At 51.6% G+C, this 18,241-nt stretch carries 11 protein-coding genes and 2 tRNA genes; 4 read left to right on the top strand and 9 right to left on the bottom strand.

Annotation, left to right across the window (positions count from 1 at the left end; all coding sequences use genetic code 11):
• Positions 1-75 precede the first annotated feature (75 nt).
• From PU683_RS11215 to PU683_RS11195, 5 genes are all read right to left on the bottom strand, one after another.
• Positions 76-8,559, bottom strand: coding sequence for a hypothetical protein (locus tag PU683_RS11215; protein WP_277171524.1), 8,484 nt, complete (start codon positions 8,557-8,559; stop codon positions 76-78).
• 360 nt (positions 8,560-8,919) lie between these two features.
• A complete protein-coding gene (locus tag PU683_RS11210; protein WP_277171523.1) occupies positions 8,920-9,390 on the bottom strand; it encodes a very short patch repair endonuclease in 471 nt (156 codons plus the stop codon).
• A gap of 12 nt (positions 9,391-9,402) precedes the next feature.
• Positions 9,403-10,101 carry a phosphohydrolase gene (locus tag PU683_RS11205; protein WP_277171522.1) on the bottom strand — a complete coding sequence of 233 codons (699 nt, stop codon included), beginning with the start codon at positions 10,099-10,101 and terminating at the stop codon, positions 9,403-9,405.
• Between the two features lie 33 nt (positions 10,102-10,134).
• The gene (gene drpB / locus PU683_RS11200; RefSeq protein ID WP_277171521.1) at positions 10,135-10,398 is read right to left on the bottom strand and encodes a cell division protein DrpB; all 264 of its coding nucleotides are present in this window, start codon (positions 10,396-10,398) and stop codon (positions 10,135-10,137) included.
• Between the two features lie 413 nt (positions 10,399-10,811).
• A tRNA-Ser gene (locus tag PU683_RS11195) sits at positions 10,812-10,901 on the bottom strand.
• A gap of 93 nt (positions 10,902-10,994) precedes the next feature.
• Here PU683_RS11195 and mtfA point away from each other — a divergent pair.
• The 3 genes from mtfA to PU683_RS11180 all read left to right on the top strand — a co-directional run bounded on the left by mtfA (position 10,995) and on the right by PU683_RS11180 (position 14,119).
• On the top strand, positions 10,995-11,792 hold the full coding sequence (gene mtfA, locus PU683_RS11190) for a DgsA anti-repressor MtfA (protein WP_277171520.1): 798 nt from the start codon (positions 10,995-10,997) through the stop codon (positions 11,790-11,792).
• 99 nt (positions 11,793-11,891) lie between these two features.
• Positions 11,892-11,967: transfer RNA gene (locus PU683_RS11185), tRNA-Asn, on the top strand.
• A 178-nt stretch (positions 11,968-12,145) separates the two neighbouring features.
• Positions 12,146-14,119, top strand: coding sequence for a PhoX family protein (locus PU683_RS11180; RefSeq protein ID WP_277171519.1), 1,974 nt, complete (start codon positions 12,146-12,148; stop codon positions 14,117-14,119).
• 75 nt (positions 14,120-14,194) lie between these two features.
• Here PU683_RS11180 and PU683_RS11175 read toward each other — a convergent pair whose 3' ends face one another.
• The 3 genes from PU683_RS11175 to PU683_RS11165 form a co-directional block, all read right to left on the bottom strand.
• On the bottom strand, positions 14,195-14,440 hold the full coding sequence (locus PU683_RS11175; RefSeq protein ID WP_277171518.1) for a DUF2543 family protein: 246 nt from the start codon (positions 14,438-14,440) through the stop codon (positions 14,195-14,197).
• A 28-nt stretch (positions 14,441-14,468) separates the two neighbouring features.
• Entirely contained in the window at positions 14,469-14,945 is a 477-nt protein-coding gene (locus PU683_RS11170; protein WP_277171517.1) for a cold-shock protein, read from the bottom strand.
• 107 nt (positions 14,946-15,052) lie between these two features.
• The gene (locus tag PU683_RS11165) at positions 15,053-15,592 is read right to left on the bottom strand and encodes a DUF2058 domain-containing protein (protein ID WP_277171516.1); all 540 of its coding nucleotides are present in this window, start codon (positions 15,590-15,592) and stop codon (positions 15,053-15,055) included.
• 243 nt (positions 15,593-15,835) lie between these two features.
• Between PU683_RS11165 and shiA the strand changes: the two genes are divergently transcribed.
• The gene (shiA, locus tag PU683_RS11160; RefSeq protein WP_277171515.1) at positions 15,836-17,152 is read left to right on the top strand and encodes a shikimate transporter; all 1,317 of its coding nucleotides are present in this window, start codon (positions 15,836-15,838) and stop codon (positions 17,150-17,152) included.
• A gap of 40 nt (positions 17,153-17,192) precedes the next feature.
• Here shiA and cbl read toward each other — a convergent pair whose 3' ends face one another.
• The gene (cbl, locus tag PU683_RS11155) at positions 17,193-18,143 is read right to left on the bottom strand and encodes an HTH-type transcriptional regulator Cbl (protein ID WP_277171514.1); all 951 of its coding nucleotides are present in this window, start codon (positions 18,141-18,143) and stop codon (positions 17,193-17,195) included.
• Between the last annotated feature and the right edge of the window lie 98 nt (positions 18,144-18,241).

Below are 18,241 nucleotides of genomic sequence, written 5' to 3'. Positions count from 1 at the left end.
AACTCTTCCCCCGGTAAGTGGGGGAAGAGTTCCTTCCATCATTCGTGACGACGACTCTGTAGTCCAACCAGCAGGCTACCTTTCAAGGAAATGTATCATTAACTCCATGCCAAACCGGCTTGCGCCTAATACATCACACGTCAGCGAAACGTATCCGTCAAAATCGGTCTCTTCATGATTGTAGAGAAGGTTGAGTGCAATCTTCATGATCATCAATCCATTGGTAAAGTGAGTCATACCATCCAGGAAACTGTCTATCGAAATTTTTCCGCGAATATAATCAGCTACTTGCAGTAAAAGTTCTTTCAGTTCGTTGCTCATCTCCACGCTTTCTGTCGCCCCTTTATCGCCGAATAATGAGCGTGTATGCTCCCAAAATTCATGACTGCGACTTTGCTGTTTAATCAGTACAGCAAGTTCATCTGCAGATAAATCCTCGGGTAAAAATGTCCGGGCCTCCGACAGTAAAGCGTCGTTGCCCTGTAATTTAGGGCTATAAAATACCGGATAAGCCGTTACCTTTTTATCCAGGAAATAGGCCAGCGCCTTGCCGACGGGCACCTTACCCAGCGCACCAAAATGACTATAAAAGTTAATTTCGCTTATGCTGGATAAATCAACGGCAGAACTTTCGCATCTTGCTAAACCGCGAATAGTATCCGCCAGCTCCTGCGCATCCATACTATTCACCGCACCGGGTCCTCCCATAGCTTTAATTGCGAGTGTGCTCCCCTCTACAGAAAATGCCCCCTCTGATCCCAGTAACGCCGACACGCGCATTTTTTTCAGGGAAATTTCACCGGCAGAAACAACGTTGCGGCGCAATACTTCGGCGGGGATTTCGCTGGCGTGAATAATGGTATTTTTATCGGCTAATGAAGCATCAAGCCGCGCAGGATTGAAGATAACAAACTCACCGTCCCCCAGGCTGTACATCACATGACCGGCATTTGATTTACCTCTTCGCATAAAGGTCACAAGGTGCCCCTCCGGCACAGCCATCATCTCCACCTCTGTTTTAATACTCACCGGTGAAGTGAGCACATCCTCGATGGCACCCAACTGGCCATAAACAGGCGCGGGATTTTCAATCACTGGCTGAAGCGCCCGCATTAATGCCCGGGCCTGTTCGGGTGCCAATTTAGCGGACTTTGCCAGTAAATCGGTTAAACCGCTGAGGCTGTCCGTACCAGCAGGGATAGTGCTGGCCAGGTCGCGTAATGGCACTTTGTCCGCGAGGAGCAGCCCTGTCGGCCTGGCCGCGTAGATCTGCACTCTTTCTCCGTCTGCACTACGTTTGAACTGCGTCCCTGCAAAGTCGCCGAGCTGCTCAGCCAGTAGAATGCGGGGGTCGTTGCTAAGCGCCTCATCAAGAATACTGTTATTTATGCCAGCAAAACGCCCATTACCGACGCTGACCATGACATGAAAAGGCTGCGTCGGGGTGGTCATCACGGCTGCGTTAGCCTTACAGAAAAACAGCATTTCCCCTTTATCCAGGCGCAGCAACTCTTCGAGAGAGGTCATCAGCCGTGGCGTTTCGAGTAAGCCTGAAGCTTCGGTGAGCGCCGCCCCCTCTCTTTCCGTACCCTTTATGCTTTGACGGAGTAAACTCGCTGTTTCTTTATTGAGTAATTCACTATTTTCAAATATTCCCACCGCGTAATCTGTTGCATCGTCAGTAGTGACTGTTTTCCACTGGCTACGGCGCACCGATGACATGACTTTATTTTCTGCCTCGGGCCCGGGTACCATCGTTTTTACTCCATCTGCGTTTTTGCCTACTATTGACTCTGCCGCTAACGAATCGGGGTAATACCATTCAGGGCGCCTAAGCACTTTCGCATTGGGAATAATAGCTTGAGGCCCATGACTGGTATATTCGCTGTGTACACCAAACATCTTATGCGCTTTTGCGCGGGATCTATAATCAGCGTATTTGATAAGACTAGAACCGTTTATATTTGCGTATTTTTGCGCCCACAGCTCTTCCGGAAGAATAACAGGGCCATTGAACTCATCATATTTATTTGAGAAGTTGCCTGCCGTGAGATCAAAAACATAGTCGCGATTATTTTTAGTCCCGATAACAACGAAGTGATTCGTTGGCATTTTATCCATGCGGTTAACAAAAATAGCAATACCCCGGTAGCGAATGTTTTCAAAGCCTTTTTCGAGCATGAAATTGCCTACTTGAGCCATTAAATATTTGCCCCGATCGGTAGGATTGTTCATCGCGAGTTTGATAGCGTTGCGGGTGTAAAGCTCTTTTAGTAAAACTTGCGCATCCACCCCTTCGGTTTCTGTTGCAGCAAGGGTATTAAAGGAGATTTTTTTATCAGGTAGGTTATCGCGCAAAGGTTGTATCCCCATCTCAGGCTGGACTGTGACACCTTTAGTATCAGGGGCCACGACCCATTCTCCCCCTTCAAGGCTCATAATCTGTCCAGGATTTCCTGAATCACGGGGATCAACAGTACGCCATGCTTTGGTTGCCGGGCTCCAGCGCACTTCAGAGACACCTTTTGCGGTTTCTATATAATAAACTCGCGACCGGGTTTTCGGGTCGAAACTTATATAAATCTCACCGCCCCGCAAGGTCTGCTTTTGCATATCTTTCAGCGCCACATTCATGCGAATAAACTCTTCGCCAATCGTTTGAGCAGCAGACTTAGCGGGAATAATATTATGAAAGATCATGGCAGCACGAACTTTAGATACTATATAGCCGGTGAGATCGCGTAGCATAAGCGCATCAACTAAATCGAATACCGTGTTAATACTTATTTTCCCCAATTCGATAGTGTTTATAATGCCCTGTTTTCCCATCTCACGAATCATATATCTATATAAGTGTTTGCCGGTTAAACCTCTCGCTCCCCCTTCGCGCGAGATAGTGACGATCCCTTTTGCATTTTTTATCAGCGCGCTGATTTTTGTACCTGCCTGCGTCGCCACGCACACCACGCTAAAAATGTCGGCCATAAGAGCAAACCCATCCGGTTGGTATTCATCATCAGTGAGAAAACCATTTATATCGGAATAGAAAGGGATGAAAAGACATGCAATACGATGCAGCACAGATGGCTTATAAAGATCGGCTTTAAGCTTATTGGCCGAACGGTTGAGCGCATCTTTCATACTAATATTCAGCGTAACAACAAGATTATCTTTGGGATACTTTTCATGGTTGTAAAAATTGTACTCAGTACCACCAAAATGAGCGTGCTCGAAGGGGTTAGGATATTCCGTTTCACCCTCTTTCTTGTAAAGGATGTTATCGATTAGCTCCTCTTTTTCTTTCGCCGCGCGTCGCGCGCCGTCCCAATAAATCTTTTCATTTTCGCGACCAAAATGCTTTTTGAAAAAGGCCTCGGTAAATACGCTCTCCAGCCCATGACTATGAACTTTATGGGGTTCAAGATTAGCAATTGCTTGTAGCCACGGGTTGCTTTGCATTTGTGCATCAGTGAACCGTCGCGTGAATGTGGCATGAGGAAAAATGGAGAAAAAGACCCAGTTATTGTCTTTGAACTGAACAAACAAAAGCTCTCCAGCATGGATATTCCTGACGTTATTTTTCTTTCTGACACTGAGGCGAATTCTTTTTTTTATCGTTGCTGTAATTTCATCCAATGAAAAACCAGAAATAATTAACAACTCCCTGACTCGCTCGCTTGCTTCATAGCAACTATATTTGCTTTTATATTGAATAAATTGCTGATTGTAATCCCACTTACTCGAAAAATATTCTCTATCCAGTAATTCAGATAAAGAGACATACCCTTCTGGTATATCTTTTTCAGTCGTTAATGGGTTTAATAGATGACGGCTTTTTGCATAGGCATCGATGATCTCTTGCGCACGAAGATTCTTTAAGTGTGAAACACTCTTTTTATTCTTCTGCATCCAATGCAGCATAGCTGGAAGAAGATCATGTGCTGCAGGGTTGTCTTCCTCAACAAAGAGTTTCGGATATATCTCTTCGGTAACTTTATTCGCCCAAACAATGTCAATATAAGTCCCAGCAGCGTCGGGTATTGTTATATTTATTGTTTCCAGCAATTGCGTCAGCTCGATATAGGTCTGTTGTTGCACCAATATTGTTCTTACCGTTGCTCTGGCAATACGAAGCGTGTCAATCTGATTGCGCTCCCTTTCCCCTTCATCGAAGCGAAGGATTTGCCGAAGTTTCACCTCCTTAAGTGCCAGTTCGGCTACCGCTTCTTTTGCGGCGGTAATAATATCTGATTTATCTTTCTGCAATTCAAGTCGCTGGATAAAAGTTTTATCCCCAAGCGCTATTCCCTCTTCATACCCCTGGTATTTTTTCTTATACGACTGGATAATTTTATTATAGGCATCTCTTTTTTTCTGCATTCTGTTAATAATGGTTTGCACAACGTTTTTTTCACCCTCTTTTTTCTTCAGATCGGGGGTGAAATCCTGGCTATATCTTACATGGTAAGACATCGCAAGCGAGGCGCTGAAATACTCTCTGGGATTATTTTCTGCATCCCATATTTTCCTTTTTAACACAGCAATGTGGGCATCAATTTCCGCCAAACGTTTCTTTTCCTTCTCGAAAAAAGCCTTAAATTTGTTACATTTATCCTGTGCGTCATCAGCCAGAATATGCGCATAGCGCGCGGTAGGCAATATACTGACATCTGTAATATCAATATTGAACGCATCCCAATAGTGGGACAGGAGTTGCTGATTCCAGGATAAGTTCGCACTCTCATATGCTGTGCCTTTAAGGATGCCTTTCGCCACGCTCTGGGTGTCGAGAATCATTTTTCTGAGCATCATTATGGTGATAAGATTTTCATTTTCCGGATGCAAATAGATCTTGTGAAACTCCGTGTCGACAATCGTGACTATCTGATTAATTAAATCATCCCAGGAGACAAAATTAATCGCCGTAAGGCAGTCATGGATCTTTTGTTTCGCTGCAGATTCGAGCTTAGAGACCCCAACGCTTTTTTGGAAATCTAAAAAAGCGTTAAATTTTTCCACTTGTGTCTGATCCGCGTAATCCCAGCGACCATTAACGTCACTGATAATAACGACTTTTTTCATCCCCCACGCGGTAACAAATACGCCGCAGAGATCCGCACTTAATTTCTTGCAGGGCCAAAACCTACCGGCAAAATAGATATATAAATGGCCATGACTTTCTTTGTAAAAACTTCCCTCACGGGGTACTTCAGAGAGCGACATATTATAAGAGCCTTTTACGTCCCAGCCCCTGACATCCGATAGCAATGCAGCCGTCCCGCCTTTATAACCCGGCTCTATTTTTACTTCCCAGACCATCGATTCAGCATCACGGTAAATCGTTACAGGCATAGTTTCGTCGAGCACGATAGCAGCCTCGTTAACGCCTTTTAATGTCACAGGCCAATATTTATCGTGCAGATAGATAGAGTACTTTTGCCCATCAAAATAAATTTGACCCTGTTTTCCGTGAGCCATATAGAGATACGTATAAGCCGTGTGCGCTGGCCAACTTACCGCCTCTTCAATAAGCCGGGCTGAAGCCTCAGTTGTAATGTAGCTATTTACACCAGGATTAACATGCTTATCATCCTGAGCATAATCATCTTCCAAAAAACACCATCTATTATTCTCTTCATTAAAATACACAGGTAGTGATGGATTATGCTCATCTTTTTCTTGCTTATCAGCATAAATATATCCCTTTAAAGGGGTTGCGTTTATATCTGTATATTCGAACTGCCAGTATCGACCGCCAATAAATAAGTACAACGCTTTGTTATATCTGTATAAGCAGGTTAGTGACGATACCTGGATAACTTCCGATGCCGGTAATATCCCTTTGTCGGTAAGAGGTAACGTCTCTTTTACTTTAATCGCAAGCCGCGAATCAATTGCTGTTTCCCGTTCTGGCACAGGATAGAAAACGTTCGCAGACGGTGCCTGATGATAATCCACAGCGCGCTTTGACCGGCGTCGGGGTGAAGCTTCATCCCTTGCTGCTGAGGGTGTAGTGCGTTTTACCACCAACGCGGCTGATACAGCCGTTTCTGAGATGAATTTCGCGACTTCTTGTGCCAGCGCCTGCTCAATAGACATCCTTACTGCTGCATTAATCCCGGCGCGCGCGCCGACAAATCCTGCCGTCCACGCCGGCTCTTTCGGCAAATCAAGGATCGCTTTGCCGATACCTTCGGGTCGCTCACCCTGTGGGTTATCCGGATATGTTCCCGCTGCGCACATATCAGCGGTTGGAGAGAGTGACATCGTTAAGCGAAACGCAACTTTCGACAGCGCTGTATTGATAACGCAATCACCGCCAGACAGACCGAGGAAAGGGTCTCTTCCACTTTGCGCCCCGCCAGGCAATACGCGCACGGGTAACGATAATGGCCCGACGCCCAGACGACAACCCTCTCTGAGCACCGCTGAGATTGCCCGCCTGGTTATCTCTCTCTCAGCCCAGCACCGAATATCCTTCGGCACGCTCCGCGCGCCGGCTAATATCTCCGCTGGTGTGGGTGGACTCCCCTCCGGGGCATGCTGAAGCGCGAGTTTTAGTCTGCTTATCACTCCTTCAGCCTGCGGAGCGGATTTTTTTACCCAGTTACTGCGGCTATCCTCAATAACCTCCAGCAACGTTCGGTCAAATAAGGTGGCTGCTTCGGCTTTTTCCTGCACAGGAAAATCGCGTAAGTACTCCTGACGCAGCTCTGCCGACCAGTCGCTAATGGCGCGTATCAACATCCCACTATGCGAGAAGCTGCCCAGCAAACAGCCCGTCATATCATTGACGCTCTTTCTGACCGCGGCTTTCATCCGCTTTAACGCCACTAACCACTGTGCGACGTGGTGATTCAGTTCCATCCTGCCACTGTCGCCGCGTCTCGCCAGGCGAACAACTGCGCCCTGCATTTGTCCTCCAAGCTGGCTTAACCCTTCCGCTGTCTGACGGAGGATGTTATCGATATCTTCTGTTCTCGCCGCATCAGTGCGCTGCCGCACATCACGCAGTGTCTCAAGCAAAGCACCATGGAACAGGCCTGCCCACTCCTCTGCTGTGCGTTTCGTCAGGGGATGGAGAAGGGCTTCCAGCTGCTGCTGCGCGTGCTGTTCGAGAGATTGCCAGCGCTTTGCTTCTGCCTCTAACTCCCCGGTGAGCAGATGATTAAGTTCCGCAAATGCCCCTTCACCTGCGCGCGAGCCCGTCACTTGCAGATATTGCTCAACCGCGTCTGCCACTTTTCCTGCTGCGGTCGGTATCTGTTTAATTCGACGCTCTGTCTGTTGCATTGCGTCAAGCAGAAGCAATGCGCTATCTCTTATCGCGCGGTTGACGGCTTCGGTGGGGGTTGGCTGGCGGGAGGGCTTTTTCCTTGTGCCCGTGGTGATAAGGGTATTGCGCGCGCCAGGACTGGCCCTTTTTACCACCTGGGCAAGGTTTCTGACTCTGCTCTCAGCACCATATCCTCTCTTACCCGCCTCTTTTTTCTCACTGTCAGGTGCGACATGCTCTATGACCTGCTTCAGCCTCACAGTAAGGCTCCCAAGCAGGTTGGCCATTTGCAGAAGATGATGAACCAGCAGGTGATGATCGTTTGTTGCTTTGAGCCCCTTCGTCAGCGGATTGCCTTGTCGCACACGCTTTCGGGTGACAGGCTCAGGGGACGCAAAGACCTGATACTCCTGCATCCAGTCTGCAAGCTGCTCAGCCCTACCCATGGCGGTTCGATCCGCCCGCTTAAGTAAAACATCCATCGCGTATAACCGCGCATCACGGGCACTACTCAGTATGGTTCCGGCCTGCTGTTGCAGGCACTCGGCCAGACGCTGACGAGTCAGCCGACTTTCAGCCATCAGCGACTGTTTTAATTGAGCGAAGCGCTGATACTCCGCGCTTGCCGCATTGTTTTCAGACAGGAGTAACGCCTCCGCCTGTTGACGCTGGGTTATGTGCGACGGGAGTGCAGCGATCAATCTATTACGATACTCATCTGCCGTTGCGGCAACTTGCGCCTCCCACGCCAGATGCTCTACCTTTTCGGCGACAGTGATAGCATCCAGCGCACCGGAGAGCGCGCGCACTAAATCGAAAGCGTGATGTTCTGTTTCATGAATGGCGGGGTCGTCGCTTTGCTGTAGCGACAATAGGGTATCGAGAAAATGGTGAGCGGGGGCGAGAAGCGTGTCCGGCACCGTTTTACCCCGCGCGGCCAGGAGCTTTTTCTGTAAACGAATAATGGCGGTCGCATCCGGCTTAAATCTGTTATCTCCCTGATGCCGATACGCAATGAGATGTGGCATCTTGTGGCTCAGGGCCTCACGAAGAGCTGCTTTTAGCTGTTGAGCTTCTTCATTTTGCCGCGATAAGCGTCCGCAGGTGGGCTCACTCACTTCAGGGAGATCCTGCGCAGGAATATCTATCGCAACGTCAATAATCTCATCACAGAGTAACGCCTCCTCATTCAGATCCGCGTCGACGTCAGAGGGCAAAGCCCTCTTTTCATTATCAGCAAACAGGACATAAACTTTTTTTGATAAAAAATTGTGAAATGGCATATAACCTCCGCAACAGAAATTACTGATTATTTCAATCCACCGGGCTGCGTCTTATTCAGAGAGCGAAGCCCCTTTTCATCAGTAAATACAACATGCGTTGGTTTTAATAAAAGCGCGCCAGATGGCATGCGTCCCACACAACAAGACACCGATTAGTTTTAATCAAATAATTGAGCAGCGAGAAGATTGAATATCTTTTAAGCCACCATGATGCGCAACCTGTTTACCTGCCGTAATGAATAAAATTAATCAGGTTACTTTTTAAAGCCGAATTTATAACAGTAGTTAAGGATATTATTGATTAAACGCAGGGCCTCGCTCACCCTGGCGGGTAAAAAAAGCCCTTAACGTTATGGCAAATCATAATGCGCCATGTATTCCCTGGGTGTCGATCTGCGCGGTCTGTTGCCCCTCGCAGATCCACTCCTCCAGGCGAACGCTGAGCGCCTCATCGCTCAGTTTCAGTTTTCCGCGCAGCGCGCACTCCCAGACCACCATGACCCGCCAGCCCTGATCCAGCAGCAATGCGCAGTCGCGGGCGTCACGCGCCACGTTTTTGCCAATTTTCTCTAACCAGAATTCGGTGCGCGTGGCCGGAACTTTAAACAGATAGCAGTTGTGGTGATGCCAGAAACAGCCATGGGTGAAGATAACGCAGCGGTAAGCATCAACGATAAAATCGGGGCGTCCGGGGAGCGTGGCGTCCTGCACACGAAAGTCGAGCCCCAGCGCCTCCAGGCAGCCCGCCAGCCGTTTCTCAATGGCGGTGTCGCGCGTGGCGATGGCGCGCATATTCTTGCTGCGCGTCGCTTTATCATGCACGTCTGCCATCGTTCCCTCTCCTCAGGATGGGCGCGAGCCGTAGCGGCGCAGCACCTCTTCATCAAGACGCTGAAAATCGCCCTGTAACTCGGCGCTCAGTTTTGCCATAAAGTGTACCAGGAAATCAGCGTTATGCTCGGCCAGCGCGCGGCCTTTGGCGGTCTGCATAGTGGCTGGCAGCTTTAACAACTTGCAGCGAAAGTGGTCAAGGGCAAAGCGCTTGTCGTCCAGTTCACGTCTGGCAGCAAAGGGATCGTCGCCGTCAAACAGCGCACCGCCCATACTGCCGGAGACGGCGAAAACTCGCGCCAGCCCAATTGCACCAAGGGACTCGAGCCGGTCGGCATCCTGCACGATTTTCGCTTCGAGCGTTTGCGGAGCGATGGCTGCGCTGAAGCTGTGCGCTTCAATGGCGTGGCGCACCGCGGGTATGCTGGCTTCGGGAAAGCCGGGAAAATGGGTAGCGAGGATGGCGGCGGCTTTCTGTGCCGCCCGCTGCGAAGAGGTGTGACGCAGTGGATGATCTTTGGCAAAGCTGACAATGTCGTGGAAGTAGCAGGCGGTGAGCACCACCAGCGCATCAACCTGCTCGCCCTCCATCAGCGTTTGCGCCGTTTGCCATACGCGGCGAAAGTGGGCGAGATCGTGGGCAGCATCGGCGTGGGAAAAGTGCTGCGTCATCCAGCGGTCGAAGCGCTGCTGCCATTCGAAAAGAGACATGCATCATCCTGTGAAAACGGTGGTGCCCCGACGTCACGCTTGCATATCACGTGGACGCGTATACCAGGCAATGGCGCCCAGTATCGCACCAACCGCACTTAATGCAACGATGCCTGACACCGTGTTCAACCCGCTCTCAACGGATCGTGCCGCGCCGCTGGCAAAACCTGATGCGATATCAGCCGCGCCAACAAGCCAGAGATTGCTTGCCAGAGACCAGCAAAAATAGAGGCAGAATATCCAGAAGACCCATAGCGCCAGTTTTCCACCTGCGCTACGAACTGCGAAATCGTCCATAATCTCGTTTTCCTTTTTTGGTCGGGAATGGTGAATAAGAAACGTTCTCACTATTCAGAGTTCTCCCACATCATATCGCCTGAAAATATGAATTAAAGATATATCAACAATATTGATACTTTTAATGCATAACGAGGGAGAGAATCGGATTTTTTCAAATCAACGACAGCGCCTTTTAGTCGATTAACCTACTGATAAGAAAGAAAATACCCATTGCAATATTGTTATAGCTTTATCGTATTAGCAAAGCAGCAAAAGGAATAAGACGGCTAAGCGCAGGATTTATTTCCCGCAGTGCAGAGGCATCTACTGGCGGAATTGTTAAAGGAAGGTTATAAATTGTGCGAATGCGCTGTCGGGGAAGTAACTGTGACGAGCATCGTGGAAAGCGAAGCGCGTAAGTGGTTGAATAATGGCGGAGAGAGGGGGATTTGAACCCCCGGTAGAGTTGCCCCTACTCCGGTTTTCGAGACCGGTCCGTTCAGCCGCTCCGGCATCTCTCCGTTCAGATGGTTGCCATCATGCCAGGTAATTTGGCATTTTAACAGACCCTGTACCGTTAATTGGGTTCAAGTGGCGAGTTTGCGAGCAAAACGATGATTAAGTGGCCCTGGAAAATCCGGGACTCTGCCGATGAAGCAGATCTTCCCTGGCAAGATGCGTTAAACGTTCCCGTACTGGCGAATTTATCGCCCGATGAGCAAAGCAAACTGGTTCAGCTGGCCGACCGTTTTTTGCAGCAAAAGCGCCTGGTACCGCTGCAGGGATTCGATTTGGACGGGCTGAAAAGCGCCCGCATCAGCCTGCTTTTTTGCCTGCCCGTGCTGGAACTGGGCCTCGAATGGCTGGATGGTTTTCATGAAGTGCTGATCTACCCTGCCCCTTTTATCGTCGATGATGAGTGGGAAGATGATTTTGGCCTCGTGCATAACCAGCGCATGGTTCACTCCGGGCAGAGCTGGCAGCAGGGTCCTGTCGTGCTCAACTGGCTCGACATTCAGGACTCCTTTGACGCCTCCGGTTATAACCTGATTATTCATGAAGTGGCGCACAAGCTTGATATGCGCAATGGCGATCGCGCCAGCGGCATTCCCCTCATCCCGCTGCGCGATGTGGCGCCGTGGGAGCACGATCTACGTGCCGCAATGGAGAACATTCAGGATGAGATCGATCTGGTCGGCGAAAGCGCAGCCAGTATTGATGCCTATGCCGCCACCGATCCTGCCGAATGTTTTGCGGTGCTCTCCGAGTATTTCTTTAGTGCGCCAGAACTGTTTGCTCCACGTTTTCCCGCACTGTGGCAGCGCTTCTGCCACTTCTACCAGCAGGATCCGTTAAGCCGCCTGCGCGGTCAGCCAGGTAGCCGCGGTGAACAGGCGAATCCGGTGCATTAATTGCAGCCCTGGATGTTAATTAGCCAATTGAATCAGCATGTTAATTTTAGTGTTGACACTAAAGTACGGGGTCAGTAGTATTCGCCCCGTTCACACGATTCCTCTGTAGTTCAGTCGGTAGAACGGCGGACTGTTAATCCGTATGTCACTGGTTCGAGTCCAGTCAGAGGAGCCAGATTTAAGAAGCCCGCTTTTTTAGCGGGCTTTTTGCTTTTCGCGTTTTACTCCCCCCTCTTTCCCAAAAAACTCGTCTTATTAGGCCGCTGTGGCACTAACGTTATAAATTTGTAACAAATGTTTTTTAGACTGCTCTCCATTGTGACGCAAGCCTATGGAAATCACAGGAAAACGATATGAGCAGACCCCTTAAGTCGGTGTTCAAACAAGAGCACAGCGATGAGATCAGCAACACAAGCCACAACACCGCTTTTTCTGACGTCGTCAGCGCGTTTATCTCCCGCCGCCGCTTTCTGCAAATGGGGATGGTCGCTGGCGCTGCCGTCTCATTCCCCTCGTTACTGATGCCTGAGAACGCCTTCGCGGCAATAGCGAAACCGTCCGCCTTAGCCAAAGCGATGTCGCTCGGTTTCACCAGCATTCCCGTTTCGACCGCCGATAACGTCACGGTGCCGGAAGGCTATATCGCTCGACCTTTCTATCGCTGGGGAGATGCCGTCGGCTTAAAGGGCAATTTGCCGGAGTTTAAACTCGACGCCAGCAACACCACCGATGAGCAGGCGGCGCAGGCCGGCATGCACCATGACGGCATGGCGTGGTTTAGCCTGCCGCAGGGCGAAGAGAGCCCGACGCACGGTTTGCTGGCGCTCAATCATGAGTACATTGATAACGGCATGCTGTTTAAAGATGGTACCGCCAACTGGGATCTCGATAAGGCGCGTAAAGGACAGAACGCCATGGGCGTGTCGGTTATCGAGGTGAAAAAAGATAACGCGGGGTGGCAGGTGGTTCGCCCCTCCACGTTTGCGCGTCGCATTACTGTCAATACGCCGATGCAACTGAGCGGCCCAGCGCGTCACCAGCCGCTGATGCAAACTGCCGCAGATCCGCAGGGCGAAAAGGTGCTGGGCACCATGCAGAACTGCGCCAATGGCCGTACTCCGTGGGGCACCTATCTCACCTGTGAAGAGAACTGGTCGGATATTTTTGTGAAGAAAGCCCCGCTTAACGCGCTGGAGAAGCGCTACGGTATCAGCGACAGCGATGAGTCCTACCGCTGGAACGAAGTGGATGAGCGCTTCAGCGTCGACAAAACCCCCAATGAGCCGAACCGCTTCGGCTGGGTGGTGGAGATTGACCCCTACGATCCAACCTCCACGCCGCGCAAACATACTGCCTTAGGCCGCTTCAAGCATGAAGGTGCCGCAGTCACGCTGGCAGCAGATAACCGCGTAGTGGTCTATATGGGCGACGATCAGAAGTTTGAATACATCTATAAATTCATCTCTGATAACAAATATGACCCGAGCGATCGTCAGGCGAATATGAAACTGCTGGAGTCGGGCACGCTCTACGTCGCGAAATTTAATGAAGATGGCTCCGGCGACTGGCTGCCGCTAATCTTCGGTAAAAACGGGCTTGATCAAAGCAACGGCTTCGACAACCAGGGCGATCTGCTGATCAAAACCCGCCTTGCTGCCGATAAGGTCGGCGCAACTAAAATGGATCGCCCGGAGTGGATCGCGGTTGATACCCACGCGAAAGGCAGCGTCTACTGCACGCTCACCAACAACTCCGATCGCGGTAAAGAGGGTAAAGCACCGGTGGATGCGGCCAACCCGCGCGCCAATAACCAGTTTGGGCACATCATGCACTGGAGCGAAGAGAGCGCCGATCCGGCGTCCGCGACATTTAAATGGGATATCCTGGTGCTGGCCGGGCGCACGGACAGCGACGATGCGAAGGTAAAAGGCTCCATGCAGGGTGCGGAATTTGGCAGCCCGGACGGGCTCTCCTTCGATCATCGCGGCGTGCTCTGGATCCAGACCGATGTCTCCTCCAGCACCATCAATAAAAAAGCCTATGAAGGGATGGGAAATAACCAGATGGTGGCCACCATTCCGGGCAGCAATGATTATCGCCGCTTCCTGACCGGGCCGCGCGGGTGTGAAATTACCGGTATCGCCTTTACGCCGGATAACCGCACGCTGTTTATCAATATCCAGCACCCCGGTGAAGGGGGTGATGACATCACCGATCCTAATAATCCGCACGCCATCTCTAACTGGCCGGATTTTAAAGCCGATGGCCGACCGCGCTCCTCCACGGTGGTGATCACCAAATCCGATGGCGGCATTATCGGTACCTGATATGACATAAGAAAAAGCCCGCATTGCGCGGGCTTTTTGCGTTTCTGTGCAGGGAAAACCGCAGCTTACGCCGCGTTATTCGTTGCCCCACTCATTGAGAAAGTTGGCGATCTCATCAATGCGGCTCTCTTTGAGACCGGCTTCGCGCGCCATCTCTTGCTGCGACTCCTCGCTGATCTCTTCATTATTGGACAAGCGGTTCAGCAGCAGCTGGAAGTAGTGCGCCACCGCGTCACGCTCAGAGTCGCTCACCGGCGTCGCGGACTCCGTCGAATACTCATCGGCGATGTCATAAAATTTCAGCGGAATATCGTGGTTCATAAGGGATCCTTAAAAGCAGCAGATAACGTCAAACTTTGAGCAACTTCACCGTCGCGTCGATATCGATCTCATCTTCCGTAAAGATAAGCGTTGAGCCCTGGAAGGTGGTGATCGCCAGCTTTTTCAGCGAGCGCATCTCGCCTGGCTTGATATCAGATTTTGGCCGGATGCTGTTCATCAGCACCCCTACAGAGAGCACCGGGTTCTCTTTATCAATGCGGGTATCAGCAGGCACCTCTTCGCTGTAGACAACATAGGATTTGATCGAGGTGAGCTTTAGGCGCTCGCCGACGATAAAAATATACTTGCTGTCCGGCACCACTTTTACCGCATAGGCCGACAACCCTTTATTGTTGGTCGTGGGCTCAAACGTCACCGCCGCATCTTTTTTAATCAGCTCTGGGTTGGCGACCTTGATCACATGGAAATAGCGGTTCTCACCGTTCTCATCTTTGATAAATCCAAAACCTTTCTCTTTAAACCAGGTTGTGATTTTTCCGTTCATCGCCTTACCGCCTGTTGACTCATTGTTCTGTGCTATTTTGCCGCGCGCAGTGTAAAGCACATTGCCCGCGCAGACCACGCTTTTGGCCTGATACTCTTTTGCGCGCCTTACCACATCAGATCGTCAGGCACTTTGAAATCGGCATAGGGATCGTCTTCATCCTGCGCTTCCTGGCTCAGCGTACTGTTGAGCACAATGCTGTCGGCATCGCGCTGGGCGATTTTATCGGCCACGCTGGCGGGAATAATCGCATACTCCGGCTCGCTGCGGTTTTCCGTCACCAGACGGGCAATGGCCAGACGACCACTGATCAATTGCGCCTGCGTCACCTTATCGACCACGATTTTTTTGATCAGATTGTTATCGGTGAAGTTGAAGTTAATATCACCTCTGTTGATGGTGATGCGGTTCATCTCAATCAGCTGTTTAACCTGCGCTTTGTACTCTTTGGCAAGCGCCGCCTGCTTTTGCTGCTCGTTAAGCTGCTTGTCGCGCTCAAGCTGCGCCTTTTTGTTCTCTTCTACCGCTTCTCTCGCCTCGCGCGCCTGCACGCGGGACTTTTTCGCCGTGCGCTGCACTTTAGCCATCTTCTTGCTGTTGACCAGCCCCGCCTGCAGCAGCTGCTCCTGTAAGGTAAGTTTTGCCATTTTCGCTTCTGAATCCGTTAACAAATTTCCCGGATTATAGCGGGAATTGTTAAGGATATACCAGGCGCAGAGTCAGGTCGCTTAACCCCGTCAGGCAGGAGATGGGTGTAAAAGGGTTTTCTCACGCGGGCTGTCGCTGTAGTCTCAAGGGCGGCCTAAATTTTGCCGCATACAATGTGAGTAATCCTTTCCCTGGTTTTAATAATAAAAAATTGCACGATGTAAGGAACAGACAGGACAGCTATGGACTCCACACTCATTCCCCCCCGTCCCGATGAGCAGATCCCATCATCACACCGCGCGCGCCGTGCTGCCTGGGGCAGCTTTGCGGGCGCCGTGGTCGACTGGTTCGATTTTTTACTCTACGGCATCACCGCCGCGCTGGTGTTTAACAGCGAATTTTTTCCGCAGATCGACCCGGCAATGGGCACGCTTGCCGCCTTTGCCACCTTTGGCGTCGGCTTTCTGTTCCGCCCGCTCGGCGGTATCGTCTTTGGTCATTTTGGCGACCGCCTAGGGCGTAAGCGGATGCTGATGATGACGGTCTGGATGATGGGCATTGCCACCGCCTGCATCGGCATTCTCCCCTCTTTCGCCACCATTGGCTGGTGGGCACCGGTACTGCTGGTTACCCTGCGCGCCATTCAGGGCTTCGCCGTCGGTGGCGAATGGGGCGGCGCAGCGCTGCTGGCGGTCGAGAGCGCGCCGACCGGTAAGAAAGCCTTTTACAGCAGCGGGATTCAGGTGGGCTATGGCGTCGGCCTGCTGCTCTCCACCGGGCTGGTGTCGCTTGTCAGCACGCTGACCACCGATGAGCAGTTCCTGAGCTGGGGCTGGCGTCTGCCGTTCCTGTTCAGCATTGTGCTGGTGCTCGGCGCGCTGTGGGTGCGCAACGGCATGGAAGAGTCCGTCGAGTTCGAGCGCGCGCAGGCACAAAAGCCCGCTGCAGCGAAAAACCGCCCGCCGGTGTTTGAAGCGCTGATTCGCCACCCGGGGGCGTTTCTCAAGATTATCGCCCTGCGGCTGTGCGAACTGCTGACCATGTATATCGTCACCGCTTTTGCGCTGAACTACTCGACGCAAAACCTGGGCATGCCGCGTGAACTGTTCCTCAATATCGGGCTGCTGGTGGGCGGCGTTAGCTGCTTTACCATTCCACTCTTCGCCTGGATGGCGGATCGCTTCGGACGGCGGCGCATCTATATTACCGGCGCGCTGCTCGGTGCCATCAGCGCCTTCCCCTTCTTTATGGCGCTTGAAGCACGCTCCATTTTTGGCGTAGTGGTCTTCTCCATTTTGCTGGCGAATATCGCCCACGATATGGTGGTCTGCGTCCAGCAACCGATGTTCACCGAGATGTTTGGCGCAGGCTATCGCTACAGCGGCGCGGGCGTCGGTTATCAGGTCGCCAGCGTGGTCGGCGGCGGCTTCACGCCGTTTATCGCCGCTGCACTGTTAACGTTCTCCGGCGGCGAGTGGCACAGCGTAGCGATTTACCTGATGGTGGGCTGCTTGCTCTCCGCGATGACGGCGATATTTATCAGGCCGCAGCCGCGCTAAGCCGATAAAAAAGCCTGCGTCTGCGCAGGCTTTTTTGGCGTTAAATCTGGTAATCAATCGCCGCTTCATCCGGCTCCATCACCTGACGCTTGATCTCATCTACCGACAACCCGGCATTACAGAGTTCGATAAAGCGCCAGACATAGTTGCGCTGCAGCTGGCCGCGCTTTAACCCCAGCCAGACGGTATTGGCATCAAAAAGATGGCGGGTGTCGAGGCGCACCAGTTTCCCTGCTTCATGCTCGCCGCTGGACTGCTCCGCCACCAGCCCAACGCCGAGGCCCAGCTCAACATAGGTTTTGATCACATCAGAGTCCTGCGCGCTCAGCACCACGTCGGGAATGAGCCCCTTGCGGGCAAAAGCTTCATCAATGCGCGAACGCCCGGTAATGCCCTGCCGATAGGTAATAAGCGGCCAGCGGCAGATCTCCTCCAGCGTCAGCGGCGAAGCCTGCGCCAGCGAATGATCCTGCGGCACCAGCAGGCTGTGATGCCAGCGAAACCACGGGAAAGCGACCAGCGCGTTATCGTTGCTTAAGCGCTCACTGGCGATACCAATATCCGCACCGCCGTTATGCAGCAGGGTTTCAATCTCCTGCGGCGTCCCCTGGATAAGCTCAAGGCGAACTTCAGGAAAGAGTGCGCGGAAGGATTTAATTACCGAGGGCAGGCTGTAGCGCGCCTGCGTATGGGTAGTGGCGATGGTCAGGACGCCGGAGGTGTCATTGGTGAAGAGGTCGGCGAGCCGGCGAACATTGCTCGCCTCATTGAGGATGCGCTCGGCAATCACCAGCAGCGCTTTGCCCGGCTCGGTCATGCCCAGCAACCGCTTGCCGCGGCGAATGAAGATCTCAATCCCCAGCTCCTCTTCAAGCTCGCGGATATGTCGACTCACCCCGGACTGCGACGTATACAGCATGTTGGCGACCTCCGTCAGGTTGTAATCCCGCCGCGCCGCCTCACGGATAATTTTAAGTTGCTGGAAGTTCACCCTTCGCTCCTGGCCCATCAATCATGACGTTATTGTTAAAGTCTGCGGCCAGGCAGAACAAATAATAAAAACCAGCAACTTATACCTTTAAGGAATAA

Source organism: Candidatus Kosakonia sp. 282A-S69 (genome assembly GCF_029433855.1).
GTDB classification, from domain to species: Bacteria; Pseudomonadota; Gammaproteobacteria; order Enterobacterales; family Enterobacteriaceae; genus Kosakonia; species Kosakonia cowanii_A.
The sequence above is the reverse complement of the archived record's forward strand: the minus strand, read 5'-3'. Positions and strand labels throughout refer to the sequence as shown.

What these genes read in the sequence shown, in the direction of transcription:
- PU683_RS11215 (WP_277171524.1), bottom strand. Translation starts at nt 8,559, where the DNA reads ATGCCATTTCACAATTTTTTATCAAAAAAAGTTTATGTCCTGTTTGCT.
- PU683_RS11210 (WP_277171523.1), bottom strand. Translation starts at nt 9,390, where the DNA reads ATGGCAGACGTGCATGATAAAGCGACGCGCAGCAAGAATATGCGCGCC.
- PU683_RS11205 (WP_277171522.1), bottom strand. Translation starts at nt 10,101, where the DNA reads ATGTCTCTTTTCGAATGGCAGCAGCGCTTCGACCGCTGGATGACGCAG.
- drpB (WP_277171521.1), bottom strand. Translation starts at nt 10,398, where the DNA reads ATGGACGATTTCGCAGTTCGTAGCGCAGGTGGAAAACTGGCGCTATGG.
- mtfA (WP_277171520.1), top strand. Translation starts at nt 10,995, where the DNA reads ATGATTAAGTGGCCCTGGAAAATCCGGGACTCTGCCGATGAAGCAGAT.
- PU683_RS11180 (WP_277171519.1), top strand. Translation starts at nt 12,146, where the DNA reads ATGAGCAGACCCCTTAAGTCGGTGTTCAAACAAGAGCACAGCGATGAG.
- PU683_RS11175 (WP_277171518.1), bottom strand. Translation starts at nt 14,440, where the DNA reads ATGAACCACGATATTCCGCTGAAATTTTATGACATCGCCGATGAGTAT.
- PU683_RS11170 (WP_277171517.1), bottom strand. Translation starts at nt 14,945, where the DNA reads ATGAACGGAAAAATCACAACCTGGTTTAAAGAGAAAGGTTTTGGATTT.
- PU683_RS11165 (WP_277171516.1), bottom strand. Translation starts at nt 15,592, where the DNA reads ATGGCAAAACTTACCTTACAGGAGCAGCTGCTGCAGGCGGGGCTGGTC.
- shiA (WP_277171515.1), top strand. Translation starts at nt 15,836, where the DNA reads ATGGACTCCACACTCATTCCCCCCCGTCCCGATGAGCAGATCCCATCA.